13 protein-coding genes are annotated in these 16,022 nt (G+C 46.9%); 4 read left to right on the forward strand and 9 right to left on the reverse strand.

The window, feature by feature from the left end:
• Positions 1-70: 70 nt before the first annotated feature.
• The 3 genes from gpmI to P3T48_RS01750 all read left to right on the forward strand — a co-directional run bounded on the left by gpmI (position 71) and on the right by P3T48_RS01750 (position 3,035).
• A complete protein-coding gene (gene gpmI / locus P3T48_RS01740) occupies positions 71-1,594 on the forward strand; it encodes a 2,3-bisphosphoglycerate-independent phosphoglycerate mutase (protein ID WP_276505390.1) in 1,524 nt (507 codons plus the stop codon).
• A 103-nt stretch (positions 1,595-1,697) separates the two neighbouring features.
• Entirely contained in the window at positions 1,698-2,363 is a 666-nt protein-coding gene (ung, locus tag P3T48_RS01745; RefSeq protein ID WP_276505391.1) for a uracil-DNA glycosylase, read from the forward strand.
• 48 nt (positions 2,364-2,411) lie between these two features.
• The gene (locus tag P3T48_RS01750) at positions 2,412-3,035 is read left to right on the forward strand and encodes a DUF3109 family protein (protein WP_276505392.1); all 624 of its coding nucleotides are present in this window, start codon (positions 2,412-2,414) and stop codon (positions 3,033-3,035) included.
• On the opposite strand, the gene P3T48_RS01755 is transcribed toward P3T48_RS01750, so the two are convergent.
• The 4 genes from P3T48_RS01755 to rpsT all read right to left on the reverse strand — a co-directional run bounded on the left by P3T48_RS01755 (position 3,032) and on the right by rpsT (position 8,890).
• Positions 3,032-3,964 carry an alpha-L-rhamnosidase N-terminal domain-containing protein gene (locus tag P3T48_RS01755; protein ID WP_276505393.1) on the reverse strand — a complete coding sequence of 311 codons (933 nt, stop codon included), beginning with the start codon at positions 3,962-3,964 and terminating at the stop codon, positions 3,032-3,034. The genes P3T48_RS01750 and P3T48_RS01755 overlap by 4 nt on opposite strands.
• 41 nt (positions 3,965-4,005) lie before the next feature.
• Complete coding sequence (locus tag P3T48_RS01760; protein ID WP_276505394.1) at positions 4,006-6,360, reverse strand: glycoside hydrolase family 95 protein; 2,355 nt, start codon at positions 6,358-6,360, stop codon at positions 4,006-4,008.
• A 71-nt stretch (positions 6,361-6,431) separates the two neighbouring features.
• Positions 6,432-8,402 (reverse strand): DNA topoisomerase (ATP-hydrolyzing) subunit B, encoded by a 1,971-nt coding sequence (gene gyrB / locus P3T48_RS01765; protein ID WP_276505395.1) that lies wholly within the window; start codon positions 8,400-8,402, stop codon positions 6,432-6,434.
• 233 nt (positions 8,403-8,635) lie between these two features.
• Positions 8,636-8,890 (reverse strand): 30S ribosomal protein S20, encoded by a 255-nt coding sequence (gene rpsT, locus P3T48_RS01770; protein ID WP_022252070.1) that lies wholly within the window; start codon positions 8,888-8,890, stop codon positions 8,636-8,638.
• Positions 8,891-9,116: 226 nt separating this feature from the next.
• Here rpsT and recO point away from each other — a divergent pair, with 226 nt between their 5' ends.
• A complete protein-coding gene (gene recO / locus P3T48_RS01775) occupies positions 9,117-9,842 on the forward strand; it encodes a DNA repair protein RecO (protein ID WP_158463776.1) in 726 nt (241 codons plus the stop codon).
• Here the strand turns inward: recO and ftsZ are convergent.
• From ftsZ to murG, 5 genes are read right to left on the reverse strand one after another with little or no spacing between them, the layout of a single operon-like run.
• On the reverse strand, positions 9,839-11,164 hold the full coding sequence (gene ftsZ, locus P3T48_RS01780; RefSeq protein ID WP_022252072.1) for a cell division protein FtsZ: 1,326 nt from the start codon (positions 11,162-11,164) through the stop codon (positions 9,839-9,841). The two genes, recO and ftsZ, sit on opposite strands and share 4 nt — an antisense overlap.
• A gap of 54 nt (positions 11,165-11,218) precedes the next feature.
• Positions 11,219-12,661, reverse strand: a complete 1,443-nt coding sequence (gene ftsA / locus P3T48_RS01785) for a cell division protein FtsA (protein ID WP_022252073.1) — start codon at positions 12,659-12,661, stop codon at positions 11,219-11,221.
• Positions 12,662-12,700: 39 nt separating this feature from the next.
• On the reverse strand, positions 12,701-13,492 hold the full coding sequence (locus P3T48_RS01790) for a cell division protein FtsQ/DivIB (RefSeq protein WP_158463774.1): 792 nt from the start codon (positions 13,490-13,492) through the stop codon (positions 12,701-12,703).
• Positions 13,492-14,871 carry a UDP-N-acetylmuramate--L-alanine ligase gene (murC, locus tag P3T48_RS01795; protein ID WP_276505396.1) on the reverse strand — a complete coding sequence of 460 codons (1,380 nt, stop codon included), beginning with the start codon at positions 14,869-14,871 and terminating at the stop codon, positions 13,492-13,494. Before murC ends, P3T48_RS01790 begins: the two co-directional genes overlap by 1 nt.
• The gene (murG, locus tag P3T48_RS01800; RefSeq protein ID WP_276505397.1) at positions 14,871-15,977 is read right to left on the reverse strand and encodes an undecaprenyldiphospho-muramoylpentapeptide beta-N-acetylglucosaminyltransferase; all 1,107 of its coding nucleotides are present in this window, start codon (positions 15,975-15,977) and stop codon (positions 14,871-14,873) included. Before murG ends, murC begins: the two co-directional genes overlap by 1 nt.
• Positions 15,978-16,022: the final 45 nt, after the last annotated feature.

Raw genomic sequence — 16,022 nt, forward strand, 5'->3', positions numbered from 1 at the left:
GCTTTGCCGTTTCGGTGAAATTGCTTAACTTTGCACGCAGAATTCGAATTTTTATATCTTTAATGTAATTATGGCAAAAAAAGCTCTTTTGATGATTCTCGATGGATGGGGAATCGGACAGCATGGCAAGGGTGACGTAATCTATAATACGCCAACTCCTTACCTGGATTATTTGACAGCAGTTTCAGCACACTCTCAGCTCCAGGCTTGCGGTGAAAACGTAGGCTTGCCTGAAGGACAGATGGGTAACTCAGAGGTAGGTCACCTCAATATCGGCGCAGGTCGTGTGGTATATCAGGACCTCGTTAAGATCAACAAGGCTTGCGAAAGCGGTGATATTCTGAAGAATCAGGAAATCATCAACGCTTACAGCTATGCTCAGAAGACAGGCAAGAAGCTCCACCTGATGGGTCTTACCTCTACTGGCGGCGTGCACTCTTCTCTCGACCACCTCTACAAGTTGATTGAGATTTCTAAGGAATATGGTTTGAAGAATACATACGTTCACTGTTTCATGGACGGCCGTGATACCGACCCAAAGAGCGGTAAGGGCTTCATCGAGCAGGTTCAGGCTTGTTGCGAGAAGAACGATGCTCATATCGCAAGCATCGTAGGTCGTTTCTATGCTATGGACCGTGACAAACGCTGGAACCGTGTGAAAGAGGCTTACGACCTGCTCGTAGAGGGCAAGGGCAAGCAGGCAGACGATATGGTAAAGGCTATGCAGGAAAGCTACGATGAGGACGTGACCGACGAGTTCATCAAGCCAATCTGCAACTCTACCGTTGACGGCACCATACAGGAAGGTGATGTCATTATCTTCATCAACTACCGTAACGACCGTGCCAAGGAGCTGACCCAGGTGTTGACTCAGCAGGATATGCCAGAGGAAGGCATGCACACCATCAAGGACCTGCAGTACTACTGCATGACTCCATACGATGCAAGCTTCAAGGGTGTACACATCCTCTTCCCTAAGGAAAATGTAATGGATACTCTTGGTGAGTACCTGAGCAAGCAGGGCAAGAAGCAGCTCCATACAGCTGAGACAGAGAAGTATGCGCACGTGACATTCTTCTTCAATGGTGGCCGTGAGACACCTTATGAGGGTGAGGACCGTATCCTCGTGCCTTCTCCAAAGGTTGCTACCTACGACTTGAAGCCAGAGATGAGCGCTTACGAGGTGAAGGACAAGTTGGTGGGTGCCATCAATACACAGGAGTATGACTTCATCGTTGTCAACTTCGCCAATGGTGATATGGTAGGCCACACCGGTATCTACAATGCTATTGCCAAGGCTGTTCATGCTGTAGACAACTGCGTAAAGGATGTTATCGAGGCAGCTAAGGCCAACGATTATGAGGCTATCATCATCGCTGACCACGGAAATGCTGATCATGCCATCAATGCTGACGGTACTCCAAACACCGCCCACTCGCTGAACCCAGTGCCATTCATCTATGTAACAGACAACAACTCAGCTACTGTTAAGGATGGTCGTCTGGCCGACGTGGCTCCTTCTATCCTCCATATCATGGGCTTGGAGCAGCCTGCTGACATGACAGGTGAGAACTTGATTTCTGACAATAAGTAAAATACGATTTTATATACCTATAAAAAGTATCCTAAGATACTTGACCAAGTAATATAAGATACTTGCGCAAGTATCTTGAGATACTTTTAAATTTATATTAAGCATGAACGTAAAGATAGAAGACAGCTGGAGACAGCACATAGGTGACGAGTTCGAGAAGCAGTATTTTGTCGATCTCAGCAACTTTGTACGAGAGGAATATCTGCATACGCCTTGTTATCCTCCCGGACGCCTGATATTCAATGCCTTCAATCTTTGCCCTTTTGATGATGTGAAGGTGGTGATTATCGGTCAGGATCCTTACCATGAGCCAGGACAGGCTATGGGACTGAGTTTCTCTGTACCCGAAGGAGTCACTTTTCCACCATCGTTGGTGAATATCTTTAAGGAAATACAGATGGATCTTGGTATTCCGATGCCTGCTACAGGTGATCTGACCCGCTGGGCCAAACAGGGAGTGTTATTGCTCAATGCCACCCTGACAGTTAGAGCCCATCAGGCTGCGAGCCATCAGCGCAAGGGATGGGAACAGTTTACGGATGCTGCTATCAAGGCTCTCAGCAGGGACAAGGAGCATCTGGTATTTATTCTTTGGGGAGGCTATGCCCGCAGCAAGGCTTCACTCATCGACTCTTCGCGCCATCTGATATTGCAGAGCGTGCATCCTTCGCCATTATCTGCCAACCGCGGCGGATGGTTTGGCAATCATCATTTCTCCCGCTGTAACGAATATCTCAGACAGAATGGGATAGAACCGATACAATGGTAGAGGCAGCAGAAAAGAGGTTATACATATTTATATATACAGGAAACATTTATGAACAAAGACGAACTGCGTATTCTTCAGGTGGGTGATGTGCTGGTATCACCTAATATTCTTACTGAAAAATTCTGTTGCGACCTTGATGCCTGCAAGGGAGAGTGCTGTATCGAAGGCGATGCCGGTGCTCCTGTAAGTCTCGACGAGATTATGGAGATAGAGAATATGCTCGATGTCGTTTGGGAAGACCTGTCGGCTTCGGCACAGGCTGTCATAGATAAGCAGGGTGTGGCGTATACGGATATAGAAGGCGACTTGGTGACGAGCATCGTCAATGGCAAGGACTGCGTGTTTACCTGCTATCAGGACCTGAAAGACATGAACGACGGGCACACCATACAGAACTGCTGTCTTTGTGCCTTGGAGCGTGCCTATCGTGAGGGAAAGTCTAAGTTCATGAAACCCATCTCATGTGCCTTGTATCCCATTCGTGCCAAACACTTTGGCAACGGGGTGTATGGCTTGAACTATAATCAATGGAAGATCTGTAAGGCAGCCGTGAAGAAGGGCGAGGAGTTGAACCTGCCCGTATATAAGTTCCTCGAAGGCCCTCTTGTCAAACGATTTGGACAAGAGTGGTATGACGAACTGTGTGCTGTAGCCCGTGAGTTGGGCTATTAGTAGATTTCCAATCCTTCTATTTTCTGTATCTGACTCTTGCGGAAATGGCGGTCGCCCTTGATGGTGATGGATTTTTGCCGGCTCATGCTGAGACGGCGGAAGGCTTGTTCGTCCATTTCGCCACTGCAGATATATACCAGTCCGTTTATCTCAAGTCTTTCTCCCTTCTTGGCCTCGCGCAGTGTGATGCGTACGGAGCCTTGGAAGAAACGGCCGAAGTCGTAGTGGAGGCCTAAAGAATCTTCGTGTTCGGCAATAGGCGACAATACATGTCTTAGCCTGTTGACATAGGCAGGGTAAGTGGGTAGTGTGGTGTAGATGCCCTTGGTCTCTTTCAAAAGTCTGTGCACGGGCTTTTCGGATTCTTGGAAGAAGAAGTCGGAGGCTTTCCAGTTGTTGTCATATTGTCTGTTGTCGAAAACCTCTATGGTGTTTCCTATGCTGTCTTGCGTTATCCGGTTGCCTTCAGACAGGCTGCAGCTCCAGGATTCGTCGGCTTGTTGATAGAACGCCGAGCCGTTATGGCTTGTTCCATAATAATCCAATGTTAGTTGTTTGCTGGCAGCATTCTGTGAATATGCTGTAGCCTGAGGGCATGGCGCATACCATACGGCTATGGTATTGGAGTCTGGTCGCAGATAACGAGTCACATCGTAGGTATGCAGAAGGATTCCCTGTGGAGTTGTGTTTCTGTAGTAGACTTCTCTCGATACATTTCTCTCGTTGATATATACCTTGCAGCTGCCCATACTGGCAAAGGTGATATATGCCTGTTGGGGACGGTGCTTGGTGATATAAGTATGGCGGAACATCACCTCGGTGCTGTCGTCGGGAAAGGGATAAGAAATCCAGTGGGTACCGAACTCTTGACTATACGAGTTCAGTACCCAGAGGATGGAGAATATGATACAAATGATTTTGCGTATCATTTATTTGAAAGTTATTATTATCGTCACTTGGTCGCAGCCTTTTATTTGACCGTCTTGGTCTCACCAGCCTTGAAATGCAGTTTTTTCTGCTTGCCGTTGTAGCAAACGGTGAGCACGCCAGCCTGATGGCTGGTAATCTTGGCTTTGGCAACCTTCCGATTCTTCCAACTGAGGTCGATCTTGTAGTTGCCACGCGCCTTGATACCGTTTATCTCGCCAGTATTCCATGCTTCAGGGAGTGATGGCAGCAGTTCTATCGTGTCGCCATCACACTGCATCAGCATCTCACAGATACCAGCAGTTCCACCAAAGTTTCCATCAATCTGGAAGGGTGGGTGAGCATCAAAGAGGTTGGGATAAGTGCCTCCGGAAGAATGGTTCTTTAACGTGTTGGGACTGACATAGTTGAGCAGTTTGCGCAGAATGGCGTACGACTTGTCGGCTCTGTGCAGACGAGCCCACAGACAGATGCGCCATCCTGTACTCCAACCAGTAGAGTTGTCGCCCTTGATCTCCAACGATTTGGATGCGGCTGCAGCAATTTCAGGAGTCTTGGCTAATGTGATATGGTTGAAAGGATACAGACCTAAGAGATGAGACTGATGGCGATGTTGCCAATCCCGGTCGTCCCAGTCGTAGTACCATTCTTGCAGATTACCCCTCTTGCCTATCTGATAAGGATGCAAACGATTGATGGCATCTTGCAGAGTAGCCTGATATGCAAGGTCGGTATTGAGTGCCTTTGCTCCCTTGATGGTATTCCTGAAGAGCTCGTGAATGATGGCAAGATCGGCAGTTCCTCCATATAGGGTGCTTCCCTTGTAGCCTTTGTCTGTTATATATTGTGCCTCAGGTGAGGTGGAAGGGGCTGTGATGAGTTCGCCCGGCTTCTTGGGGTTGTCGATAAGCCACTTCAGCATGAAGTCGGAAGCACCTTTCATCAGTGGGTAAGCTGTCTGGCGCAGGAAGTCGAGATCGCGTGTGTAGTCATAGTGATCCCAAAGAGTCTGTACGAGCCAGGCTCCACCCATGTTCCAGTTGCTCCACTTGGGGCTTTCTTTTTTGGTGCCTACAGGATTACTCATGGCCCATGCATCGGTATTATGTCCGGCACACCAGCCTTCCTCTATACCATAAAAATGCTTGGCGGTGTACTTTCCTGTTGCGGCAAGGGCCTTTACCAGTCCTTCTACAGGCATGGTGAGTTCTGAGAGGTTGGCTACTTCTGCAGGCCAGTAGTTCTCTTCCAGATTGATGTTGGTGGTATAGTTTCCTCGCCATGGCGACAGACGGGCTGGTGCCCACAGGCCTTGCAGGTTGGCAGGAACACCCGGAGTGCGTGAGCAACTGATGAGCAGGTATCTGCCAAACTGGAAATAGAGCATCTCGAGATATGGGTTTTGTTCCTGCTTCTTTGTATAGTCGAGGAGTTGTTGCTCCGTGTTGCGCTGAGTGTCGTATCGGGCTCCTTTCAGTATGAAACGGGTGCGGTCGAAAAATTGTTTGTAGTCGTTTACATGACGTTGGCGTAGCTCGGGATAAGTATAGTTGACCAGATGCCAGGCGTCATCTGCCACCTTTTCTATATATGGAGCTCCTTCGGTCACGGGATGCTTGTCGAAACCATTATAGCTGGTCTCGTTTACGAAGTATATGATGGCCTCGCTCACGCCCTGTAGGTGCAGGGTAGAGTCGGTAGGCGTGATACTTCCATCTGTGTTTCGTATGCTCAGTATGGAGCAGAAATGCGTGCTGTTCTCTGGCTCTCCTATGGCATGACCTGTAAGTGTGAGCTGGTTGCCTGAAGCTTTTACCTGATGAGGGATAAGCGATGTAAGCGAGATGTCGCAGTTGATGGCTTGTTTCTGTGATGCGGTGAGCCTGATGGCTATCACTTTATCTGGATGTGATGCGAAGTACTCCCTGGTGTAGTTAACCCCTTCACGGCTATAGCGAAGTGTGGCTATGGCGCTGTCGAGACTGAGCTGACGGTAGTACTGGGTGGCTTGTCCTGGGTTCTGGTCCTTGATGTTGATGATGGCAAGAGGCTGGTAATACTCCGAATTGTGCCCTTGCACATGCAGCTGAAGTGAGTCGGCAGCCTTGTAATCTTCTCTGAAGAGTGCTTCCCTTATCTTAGGAATCCACTTGTAGGCTTCGCCTCCTTCCTGCCTGTCAACAGGTTTCCCCGTCCACAGGGTGATGTCGTTGAGGTAAATAGAATCGTTGTTGGCGCCTCCATATATGAGGGCTCCCAACTTGCCGTTGCCTATAGGCAAGGACTCTTCGAAGACTGTTGCAGGCTTGGTGTACCATAAGTTGAATGGCAACTTGTCCTGTGCAAGTCCTGGTAAACTGTTGGCTAAGAGTAGCGCTGAGAAAACAAACTTTCTCATGGTTTTGGGATTTAAGTACTAAAAGGGCGGACATTCTTGATAAGAAGTCCGCCCTGGTATAAATGGTTTAATTAAGCGTCAATATTAGCGTAGGTTGCGTTCTGCTCGATAAACTCACGGCGTGGCTCTACATCGTCTCCCATCAGCATAGAGAAGATCTCATCAGCATGAGCTGCATTCTCGATGGTGACTTGTTTGAGGAGTCGTGTCTTTGGGTCCATGGTGGTTTCCCAGAGCTGCTCGGGGTTCATCTCACCCAAACCTTTGTATCGCTGAGTGTGGATGTTCTTGTCTTCCACGCCTTCGCCATACTTGTCGATAAAGGCCTGGCGCTGCTGTTCTGTATAGCAGTATTCGCTCACCTTGTTCTTGAAAGAACATTTGTACAGTGGTGGAGTGGCGATATAGAGGTGTCCCTCCTCGATAACCTTTGGCATGAAGCGATAGAACAATGTCATAATCAGGGTGTCGATGTGTGAACCATCGACATCGGCATCCGTCATGATAATAATCTTGTCGTATCTCAACTTGTCTGTGTTGGCCTCCTTGCTGTCTTCTCCGTCTACTCCGAAGCGGACTCCGATGCTCTGGATGATGTTCATTACTGACTCCGCCTCGAACACCTTATGCCATTGCACCTTCTCTACGTTAAGAATCTTACCGCGCAAAGGAAGAATAGCCTGATGGAAGCGGTCGCGTCCCTGCTTGGCAGAACCACCAGCCGAGTCACCCTCGACAAGGAAAATCTCGCACTCCTTAGGATCCTTGATAGAGCAGTCGGCCAATTTGCCTGGCAGACCTCCACCTGTCATAAAGTTCTTGCGCTGTACACTCTCGCGTGCCTTGCGTGCTGCGATACGTGCTGTAGCAGCCAAGACCACTTTTTCACAAATCTTCTTTGCCTCGTCTGGATGTTCCTCTAAATAGTCGGTCAAAGCTTCATTGACAGCCTGTTGTACGGCACCCTGCACCTCGCTGTTTCCAAGCTTGGTCTTGGTCTGACCTTCAAACTGCGGCTCAGCGACCTTGATAGAGATGACAGCTGTAAGACCCTCACGGAAATCTTCAGGTGCAATCTCGACCTTGGCTTTCTCAATCTGCTTGGCTATGGTTGGCTCTGCTTCTGCGTATGCTTTCAGTGTGCGGGTGAGCGCCATGCGGAAACCAGTGAGGTGGGTTCCACCCTCGATGGTGTTGATATTGTTTACATACGAGTGAATATTCTCGCTGTAATCAGTATTATACATGATGGCAATTTCGATAGGAATGCCCTGCTTTTCTGTCTTCAGATAGATGACGTCGTCGAAGAGATGAGTGCGGTGACGGTCTACATAGCGAACGAATTCCTTCAAACCGTCCTTGGCATGGAACACCATCTGTTTTGTTTTTCCCTCTTCGTCGGGACGAAGGTCTGTCAGCGTTATCTTGATACCGGCATTAAGGAATGCCAACTCACGCATGCGGCTTGCAATAATATCCCATTTGTATACTGTAGTGGTGAAGATGGTTGGGTCTGGCCAGAACTGCTGGCGTGTACCACGCTTGTCGGTCTCGCCAATCACCTTTACAGGATAGAGAGGCTTTCCCTTTTCGTATTCCTGCTGGTAGATCTTGCCTCCACGGAACACCTGAGACATCATGTGTGTTGACAGAGCATTAACGCAACTAACACCCACACCGTGCAAACCTCCGGAAACTTTGTAGGAACCTTTGTCGAACTTACCTCCGGCATGGAGTACTGTCATTACTACTTCGAGAGCAGACTTGTGCAATTTTTCATGCTCGTCTACAGGAATACCACGTCCGTTATCTTCTACTGTGATAGAGTTGTCTTCGTTGATAGTAACCTCTATGTCTGTACAGTAACCTGCCATGGCCTCGTCGATAGAGTTGTCTACAGTCTCATTTACCAAGTGATGCAGACCTTTCTCGGAGATGTCACCGATGTACATCGCAGGACGTTTGCGAACAGCCTCAAGTCCTTCGAGAACTTGGATGTTGCTCGCTGAATAATTATTTGCGTTGTTTTGATTTTCTGCCATTTCTTTGTTTAGTATTATTTCCGTGCAAAGATAACAAAAAAAAGCGAGAAAAGGGATAGAATGTTGCTAAAAAACCACAAAAAGCGATGCTTATTTTTTTATTTTTCCCTTTTATATTCAAAAGGGTCGTTTATGCTCCTTTTGTGGGTGAGTTCCTGGATGTTTGGTAAACAAATTAAGGCTGCAATCCTTTCGGAATGCAGCCTTATGTATGTTTATCTCCTAATTTGAGATTAGCCCAACTTAGCGATATGCTGAGCAAGACCAGACTTCAAGTTAGCAGCCTTGTTGCTGTGGATGATGTTGATCTTAGCCAACTTGTCTAAAAGCTTCTGAACAGTAGGATACAGCTTTGTAGCCTCTTCCTTATCTGTCATGTTGCGCAACTTGCGTACAGCGTTACGCATGGTTTTTGCATAATACTTATTGTGCAGAGACTTCTTTTTGTCCTGACGGATTCTCTTGATTGATGATTTATGATTTGCCATCTTTTTTTATTATTATATATTCTACTTGTAGTCCCTAGCAGAGTCGAACTGCTCTTTAGAGAATGAAAATCTCTCGTCCTAACCGATAGACGAAGGGACCATTTGTTGTTTGCGGGTGCAAAGTTACTACATTTTTTTTGTTCTCACAAATTTTTTATGTGGAATTTTTCTTCAAATGCATATTTTTTCGTATTTTTGCCATAGTTTTGGTAAAAAAGGCGATTAAATGGTTATAAAAACGAAAGCTGTTGTGCTACATGTGGTTAAATTCGGTGACAATCAACTTGTTGTTGATTTTCTTACCGAGGCATTGGGGCGTTTGTCTTTTATGATTCGTCTGCCCAAATCGGCGAAGGCTAAGGTGAAGCGTCAGTATTTTCAACCTCTTTCTGTTTTGTCCTTAGAGTTTGATTATCGTCCTAAGGCCAGTCTGCAACGGCTCAAGGATGTTTTCATTGCTGTTCCTTTTACAGATATTCCGGTTTCGCCCTATAAAATGTCTATGGCGATGTTCCTTTCTGAGTTCTTGTATTATACTACACGCCACGAGCAGGAGAACGTTTCCTTGTTCAGTTTTGTAGTGAGCAGTCTGCAATGGTTGGACTTGGCGCGTGAAGGGTTTGCCAACTTCCATATCGTTTTCATGATTCGTCTTACCTTGTTCTTGGGAATTGCGCCCAATGTGGAAGATGCGTCACAAGGTGGTTGCTTCGACCTGAGTGAGGGAATGTTTGTTGCCCCAGCATCTGTACATTCGATGTTCTTGTCGAAAGATGATTCTTTGCGGATGCGCGATTTGATGAGGCTTCGCTTTCAAACAATGCACCTCTACACAATGTCACGGCAGGAGCGTAACAGATGTGTAGAGGTGATTATAAGTTATTATCGGTTGCATATGCCCGATTTTCCCGAATTGAAAACTCTCCCTATATTGAAGGAACTGTTTGTTTAAGCGAAACTGATGACACCCTTTACTGGTTCGTCGCCCTCTTCTTTCTTGGTGGTTTCCTGCTGACCGGAGGCGATGTGGCGAATGTCTTCAAGCATCTGACGTGTACGCTTGTAGGTTGGAGTATCTTCCACTTGCATGATGACGTCCTCGTTGTCCAGGTCTTCAGGACGGAAGAGGAAGATATGTGGATGACGCTTGTACTGAGGTGTATTGCCGTCAGAACCATAGTAATGTTTTCTGCGGTCTTCTCGCTCAGCTCTTTTCTCTTCCTGTTCGGCGATTCTGCGTGTCTCTTCCTCTGTATGTTTTCTGAGATGTACGTTCATACCGTCTACATCCTCTATGCCGAATCCTGTTGCAAGAACAGTCACTTTTACCTTGTTGCCCAACTCGGGGTCGATAGCCAATCCCCATTTCAGTTCGAAGTCGTCGCCAAAGTTGCCCATGAAGTCGTTGACGTCATTCATCTCGTCCATGGTGAGACCTGTGTTGTCTTTTCTCTCACTTGAGAAGGCAATGCTGAGAAGAATCTTCTTGGAGTTGAACACATCGTTGTCGTTGAGCAATGGAGAGTTGAGCGCATCCTCGATGGCTTTCTTTACTCTGCCTTCTCCCTCGCCATAACCTGTACTCATGATTGCCACGCCACCATCTTTCAACACTGTTTTCACATCGTTGAAGTCGAGGTTGATGAGTCCGTGTACGGTAATGATTTCGGCGATACTCTTGGCTGCAATGCTCAGTGTGTCGTCTGCTTTGCCGAAAGCATCGAGCACAGCCAGTTCCGGATAAATCTGACGCAGGCGCTCATTGTTGATAACGAGCAGAGCATCGACGTGCTTTGACATTTCCTCAACACCATCCAGAGCTTGGTCTATCTTCTTGGTTCCCTCGAAACGGAAGGGGATTGTAACGATACCTACGGTAAGAATGCCTAATTCCTTGCTTACTCTTGCTATGACTGGAGCTGCACCAGTACCGGTGCCGCCACCCATACCAGCTGTGATGAAGGTCATCTTGGTACCATCATTCAGCATGTTCTTGATGTCGTCCAATGTTTCTTCGGCTGCCTCGCGTGCTTTTTCTGGTTTGTTGCCGGCACCAAGTCCTTCCTTGCCTAATTGGAGATGTACGGGCACAGGAGAGTCGTTGAGAGCCTGATTGTCGGTGTTGCAGAGTACGAAACTCACATCATGGATGCCCTCTTTGTACATGTGATTGACTGCATTACCGCCGCCACCGCCTACACCAATTACCTTGATGATGCTGTTCTCTTTCTCTGGTTCTCCAAAATCCAGAATATGTGGAGTGTTATCTTGCATGATGAATATCTATATTAAATTTGTTGTTTGTATATATATATTAAAGAGGTGTAACTATTCTTCCTCAGAAATACTGTCTTCGACGAATTTCTTCAAGAATCGGAAGCCTCTGTGGAAGATGCTCTTCTCTTTCTTCTCTTTCTTGATTCGCTCAGCCTCCTCTTCGGCAGCTTTTCTTGCAGCCTCTTCCTCTTCTTCTATTTTCTTACGTGCCTCCTCTTCTGCTTTCTGCTTTTCGGCAGCAGTGAGAACTACGCCTGTTCCAACTGTATCGTTAGGATTTCGTGGAGTCTTATGTACATCATTGACAGTGGTGTGACCATCCTGATTGAACAGGTCGGTGTTGATTTCGTCGCCAGCACAGTTCATATTGCCTTTTGCCAACAATCCAAGAACAGTGTTCATCGTTCCGTCGTGGTTGGTGTATCTTGGATCTTTCGAGTTGACTGTCTGGTTGATGAACTTAGCAATTCTAATTTTGTCGATATGAGTGTGCATCTTGAAGGCCCTGCCAATCTCTGGCATATTGCTACCACCTCCGGTAAGGATGATGCCACCCAGCAGTTTGTCGGCATATTCTGCTGGAACCTGGAACCATACATTCTCCACGATTTCCTCAACACGTGCTTCCACAATCTCGATAAACTTTTTGCTTTCTACTACACGGTCTTTGTCTATCGGGTAGTTGAGTGTCGGGTCGATATTGCTGTTCTCAGTATAAGCCTTGCCATATTTGAGCTTCATCTTCTCGGCATCCTGTTCCTCGATTTGCAGGCTGGTGATGTCTTTTGTGATATTGTTGCCTCCCAGTGGGATGACTGAGAGATGACGCAAGATGCCCTTGCTGTAGACTGATACTGTAGTGGTGTCGGCACCTAAGTCGACAAGCATACAACCTGCTCTCTTCTCAGAGTCTGTCAGTATATGGTCGGCCAATGCCAAAGGTGCAAGATACATCTCGGCAATAGAGATGTGGGCATTCTCGAAACATGTGTTGATGTTGTTGTAGAAAGTCCTGCGCCACAGGATATTCAGGAAGATGCCCTCGAGGTGAGAACACTGTATGCCAACAGGATCCAGCTGGTGCTGGCTGTCTATCTTGTATTCTTGGGTGATGGCATCAAGGATTTCCTGGTCAGGATAGGTCATGTTGCGGTTGATGTCCATCAACTCGTTGATCATTTCCTGTGTGATGATGGTGTGCTCAGGCAGGTCTTTCACGATCACGTTCTTGATGCTGCGGATAGAACGGCCACCCACACCGACATAAACCTGTCGGATATCTTGCTTCAGTATTGCCTTCAACTTTTTGATGATATTGGTCAGGCAAAGACATGTCTGGTTGATATTGTATATCACACCTTTCCTGATGCAAGAAGACGAGTCTTCCTCCACTGTGGCAAGAACCGTGATGCTTCCATCCAGGTTCTTTTGTCCTGCTATACCTGTCATCTTTGATGAACCAAGTTCAATTGCTACGATAAATTCCTTTGGCATAGTTGTATCTATTTATCTATTTTTTATTTGCTGTGTTGTTTATTGCTGCCTCTTTTTGCAGATAATCTGGTTGTCGAACTCGATGTTGATGTACGAGTATTTGTTCCATCCTGCCTGTGAGAGTCCGTATTTGTAGAATTTCTCCAATCTGTCCATTTTCTTATTGACAAAATTGTTGATATCCTCTTCTCTTTTCCTCTTTGAGCTGCATTCAGGCAGGCGTCCTATATATACAATGTGGTTGCCTACTCTGGGTACCAGTTCTATGCTTCTGTCGGGAAGAACATTGATTTGTTCTATCTGGTTTCTCCATAACTCGTTGACCATAAGCGATTTGCTTAATAGTGAGATATAGTTCTGTGCAAACCATTTGTTGATCTGCCCTGTCGCTACAATGAGGTCGCTTGTATATTTGGTATTCGGCATCACCTGATAGTGGTCGTCAATATAGTAGTCCTCGTTGTTGGCGCTCTTTATCCGTACGATAGGCATTCGCTGTGTCAGATGGATGTCGACAAGGCCGTTTTGTGTCTTGTAGCATTCTGCTGTCTTGACAAAAGGACTGGTCTTCAGTGTCTCTTCTATTTTGCGGGCACTGATGTCGGTCATCTTCTTCTTCAGAGGGTACAGTTGCTTTGCTTCTAACCTTTTCTTTATTTCTTTAGCGTTCAGAAAACCATTCGTCATCTCGTCTTGTATGTTGATGTTCACCTTTGTGCAGACTTTCTTGCTTTCATCAGGTTTGTTAAACTTGGTGATAGCGAAAGTCAGGTAAACGCCGAGCATGAGGTCGAGCAAGATGATAATAGTCTTCTTCCAATTGATGCGCATTATATTTTTTCCTTTAGAATTTTTTCTATTTCAGGGACATAGTTGTCCAAGTCGCCAGCTCCGAGTATGACGAGCACGTCGAAGTCTCTGCTTCTTACGAGGTCGAGAACATCTTCCTTATGAATCATACTCTTCTCTACGCCTGGTTTGAGGTTGTCGTAGATGAGTTTGGAGGTGACTCCTGGTATAGGTTGCTCTCTTGCAGGATAGATGTCGCAGAGGATTACTTCGTCGAGCATGCTCAGACTGTCGGCAAAGTCCTTGTAGAAATCTCTTGTACGGGTGTACAGATGAGGCTGGAAGATAGCTGTTATCTTACGTTTCTTGTACAACTCGCTTAGGCTCTTTGCACTCTGGTAAATCTCCTTGGGGTGATGAGCATAGTCGGAAAGCAGTACCAACTTGTCGGTCTTAATCTTGAAGTCGAAGCGGCGAACCACTCCCTCGTAAGTCTTCATGCCCTGTCGCAACTCTTCTGCTGTGCAGCCATTGAGCTGTGCCATGGCCATAGCTGCCACTCCATTCTCTATATTGATAGGAACGGGTTGTCCTAAGATTACACCGGGCACGTTCTCAATAGGAGAAACAAAGTCGAATGTGATTTCGCCGTTGTCGATCTTGATGTTCTCGGCATGGAAGTCTCCTTCGTCGAGGCTGTATTCATATACGCGAACGCCTTCCTGTACATGCTGTTTCATCTCCAGGTTTTTGTGGATGATGAGGGCACCGCCAGGCTGGATGAGTTCTGTATAATGGCGGAAACTCTCCAAGTAGGCTTCCTTTGTGCCATAGATGTCAAGATGGTCGGGGTCGGTAGCTGTAATGACGCTCATCCAGGGACGAAGCCAGTGGAAACTGCGGTCGAACTCATCAGCCTCAATGACTACATAGTCGCTCTTGTCGGACAGGATGTAGTTGGTTCCATAGTTCTTTGAAATGCCTCCGAGGAATGCGTTGCAGTCGATATGACTCTCGTGCATGATGTGTGCGCACATGGTGGAAGTGGATGTCTTGCCATGAGTACCGGCCACGCATAGTCCTTTGTGTGTGCGGGTGAGTGTGCCCAATACCTGAGCACGTTTCTCGATGGTGAATCCATTCTGCTGGAAGTATACAAGCTCCTGATGGGTGGCGGGGATGGCAGGTGTGTAGATGACCAGCGTGTTCTTGGCATCCTTGCATGCTGAAGGAATCAGTTCCACATTCTCCTCATAGTGGATGAGCATACCTTCCTTTTCCAGTTCGTGTGTCAACTCGGATGGAGTCTTGTCGTAACCGGCTACGGTGAGCCCTTTCTTTAAGAAATATCTGGCGATGGCGCTCATTCCGATGCCGCCTGCTCCTACGAAATATACTGCTTTTATATCTTTGATTTCCATTATTTTGTTGCTAATTTTATGACTTCGTCGGCGATGACGTCGGCAGAGTTCTTCAGTCCTAATTTCTTGATATTCTCGCTCATAGAAGCGAGTTTCTTTGCATCCTCAACTATGCCGACAGCCTTCTTGATGAGTACTGCCGGTGCGTCGGCATCCTTCACATAGATGGCTGCATCCTTGTTGACCAGTGCCATGGCGTTCTTGGTCTGATGATCTTCTGCTACATTCGGGCTTGGTACCAAGATGACAGGCTTGCCGATAAGGCAGAACTCGCTGATACTGCTGGCTCCTGCACGACTTATGACAAGGTCGGCTGCTTGATAGGCTGCCCCCATGTCGCTAATGAAATCGGTAACCTTCAGCATAGGAAGGTCTTTGTCTTTGAGCTGATTGACGATGCTCTCGTGGTAGTACTTACCTGTTTGCCAGATAAACTGTACGCCACTTTTTTCTATGATGTCCAGGTTTTGCAAGCCACTTTCGTTGATGGTTCTTGCACCTAAGCTTCCGCCTACGAGCAGAATTGTCTTTTTCTCAGGGTCCAGACCGAACTGCTTGCGTGCTTCCTCTTTAGTGAGAGTAGTGCTCAGCACATTCTGTCTTACGGGATTACCTGTCATGATAATCTTGTCGGCAGGGAAGAAACGCTCCATTCCCTCATACGCCACACATATCTTCTGGGCTTTTTTGGCCAGAAGCTTGTTGGTTACTCCGGCATAAGAGTTCTGCTCTTGAATGAGGCAGGGAATACCTTTGCTGGCACACACGTTGAGAGTTGGACCGCTTGCATAGCCTCCAACTCCTACTGCTGCCATTGGCTTGAAGTCCTTGATGATCTTCTTAGCCATTCTTTGGCTTTTCCAGATTCTGAAAAGTACAGCGAAGTTCTTGAGCAAGTGTTTGCGGTCGAATCCGCAAATGGGCAAGCCTTTGATTTCGTATCCTGCTGCAGGGACACGTTGCATTTCCATTCTGCCTTTAGCCCCGACAAACAATATTTTTGCATCAGGACGCTTGGCTTTAATTGCGTTGGCAATAGATACGGCAGGGAAGATGTGTCCACCAGTTCCACCGCCACTAATGATAATTCTTAGCTCGTTATTCATATTTTTTCAGTTTCTATCGCAAAGGTAAATAAAAAAATCCATTTT

The organism is Segatella intestinalis, assembly GCF_029348455.1.
GTDB lineage: Bacteria > Bacteroidota > Bacteroidia > Bacteroidales > Bacteroidaceae > Prevotella.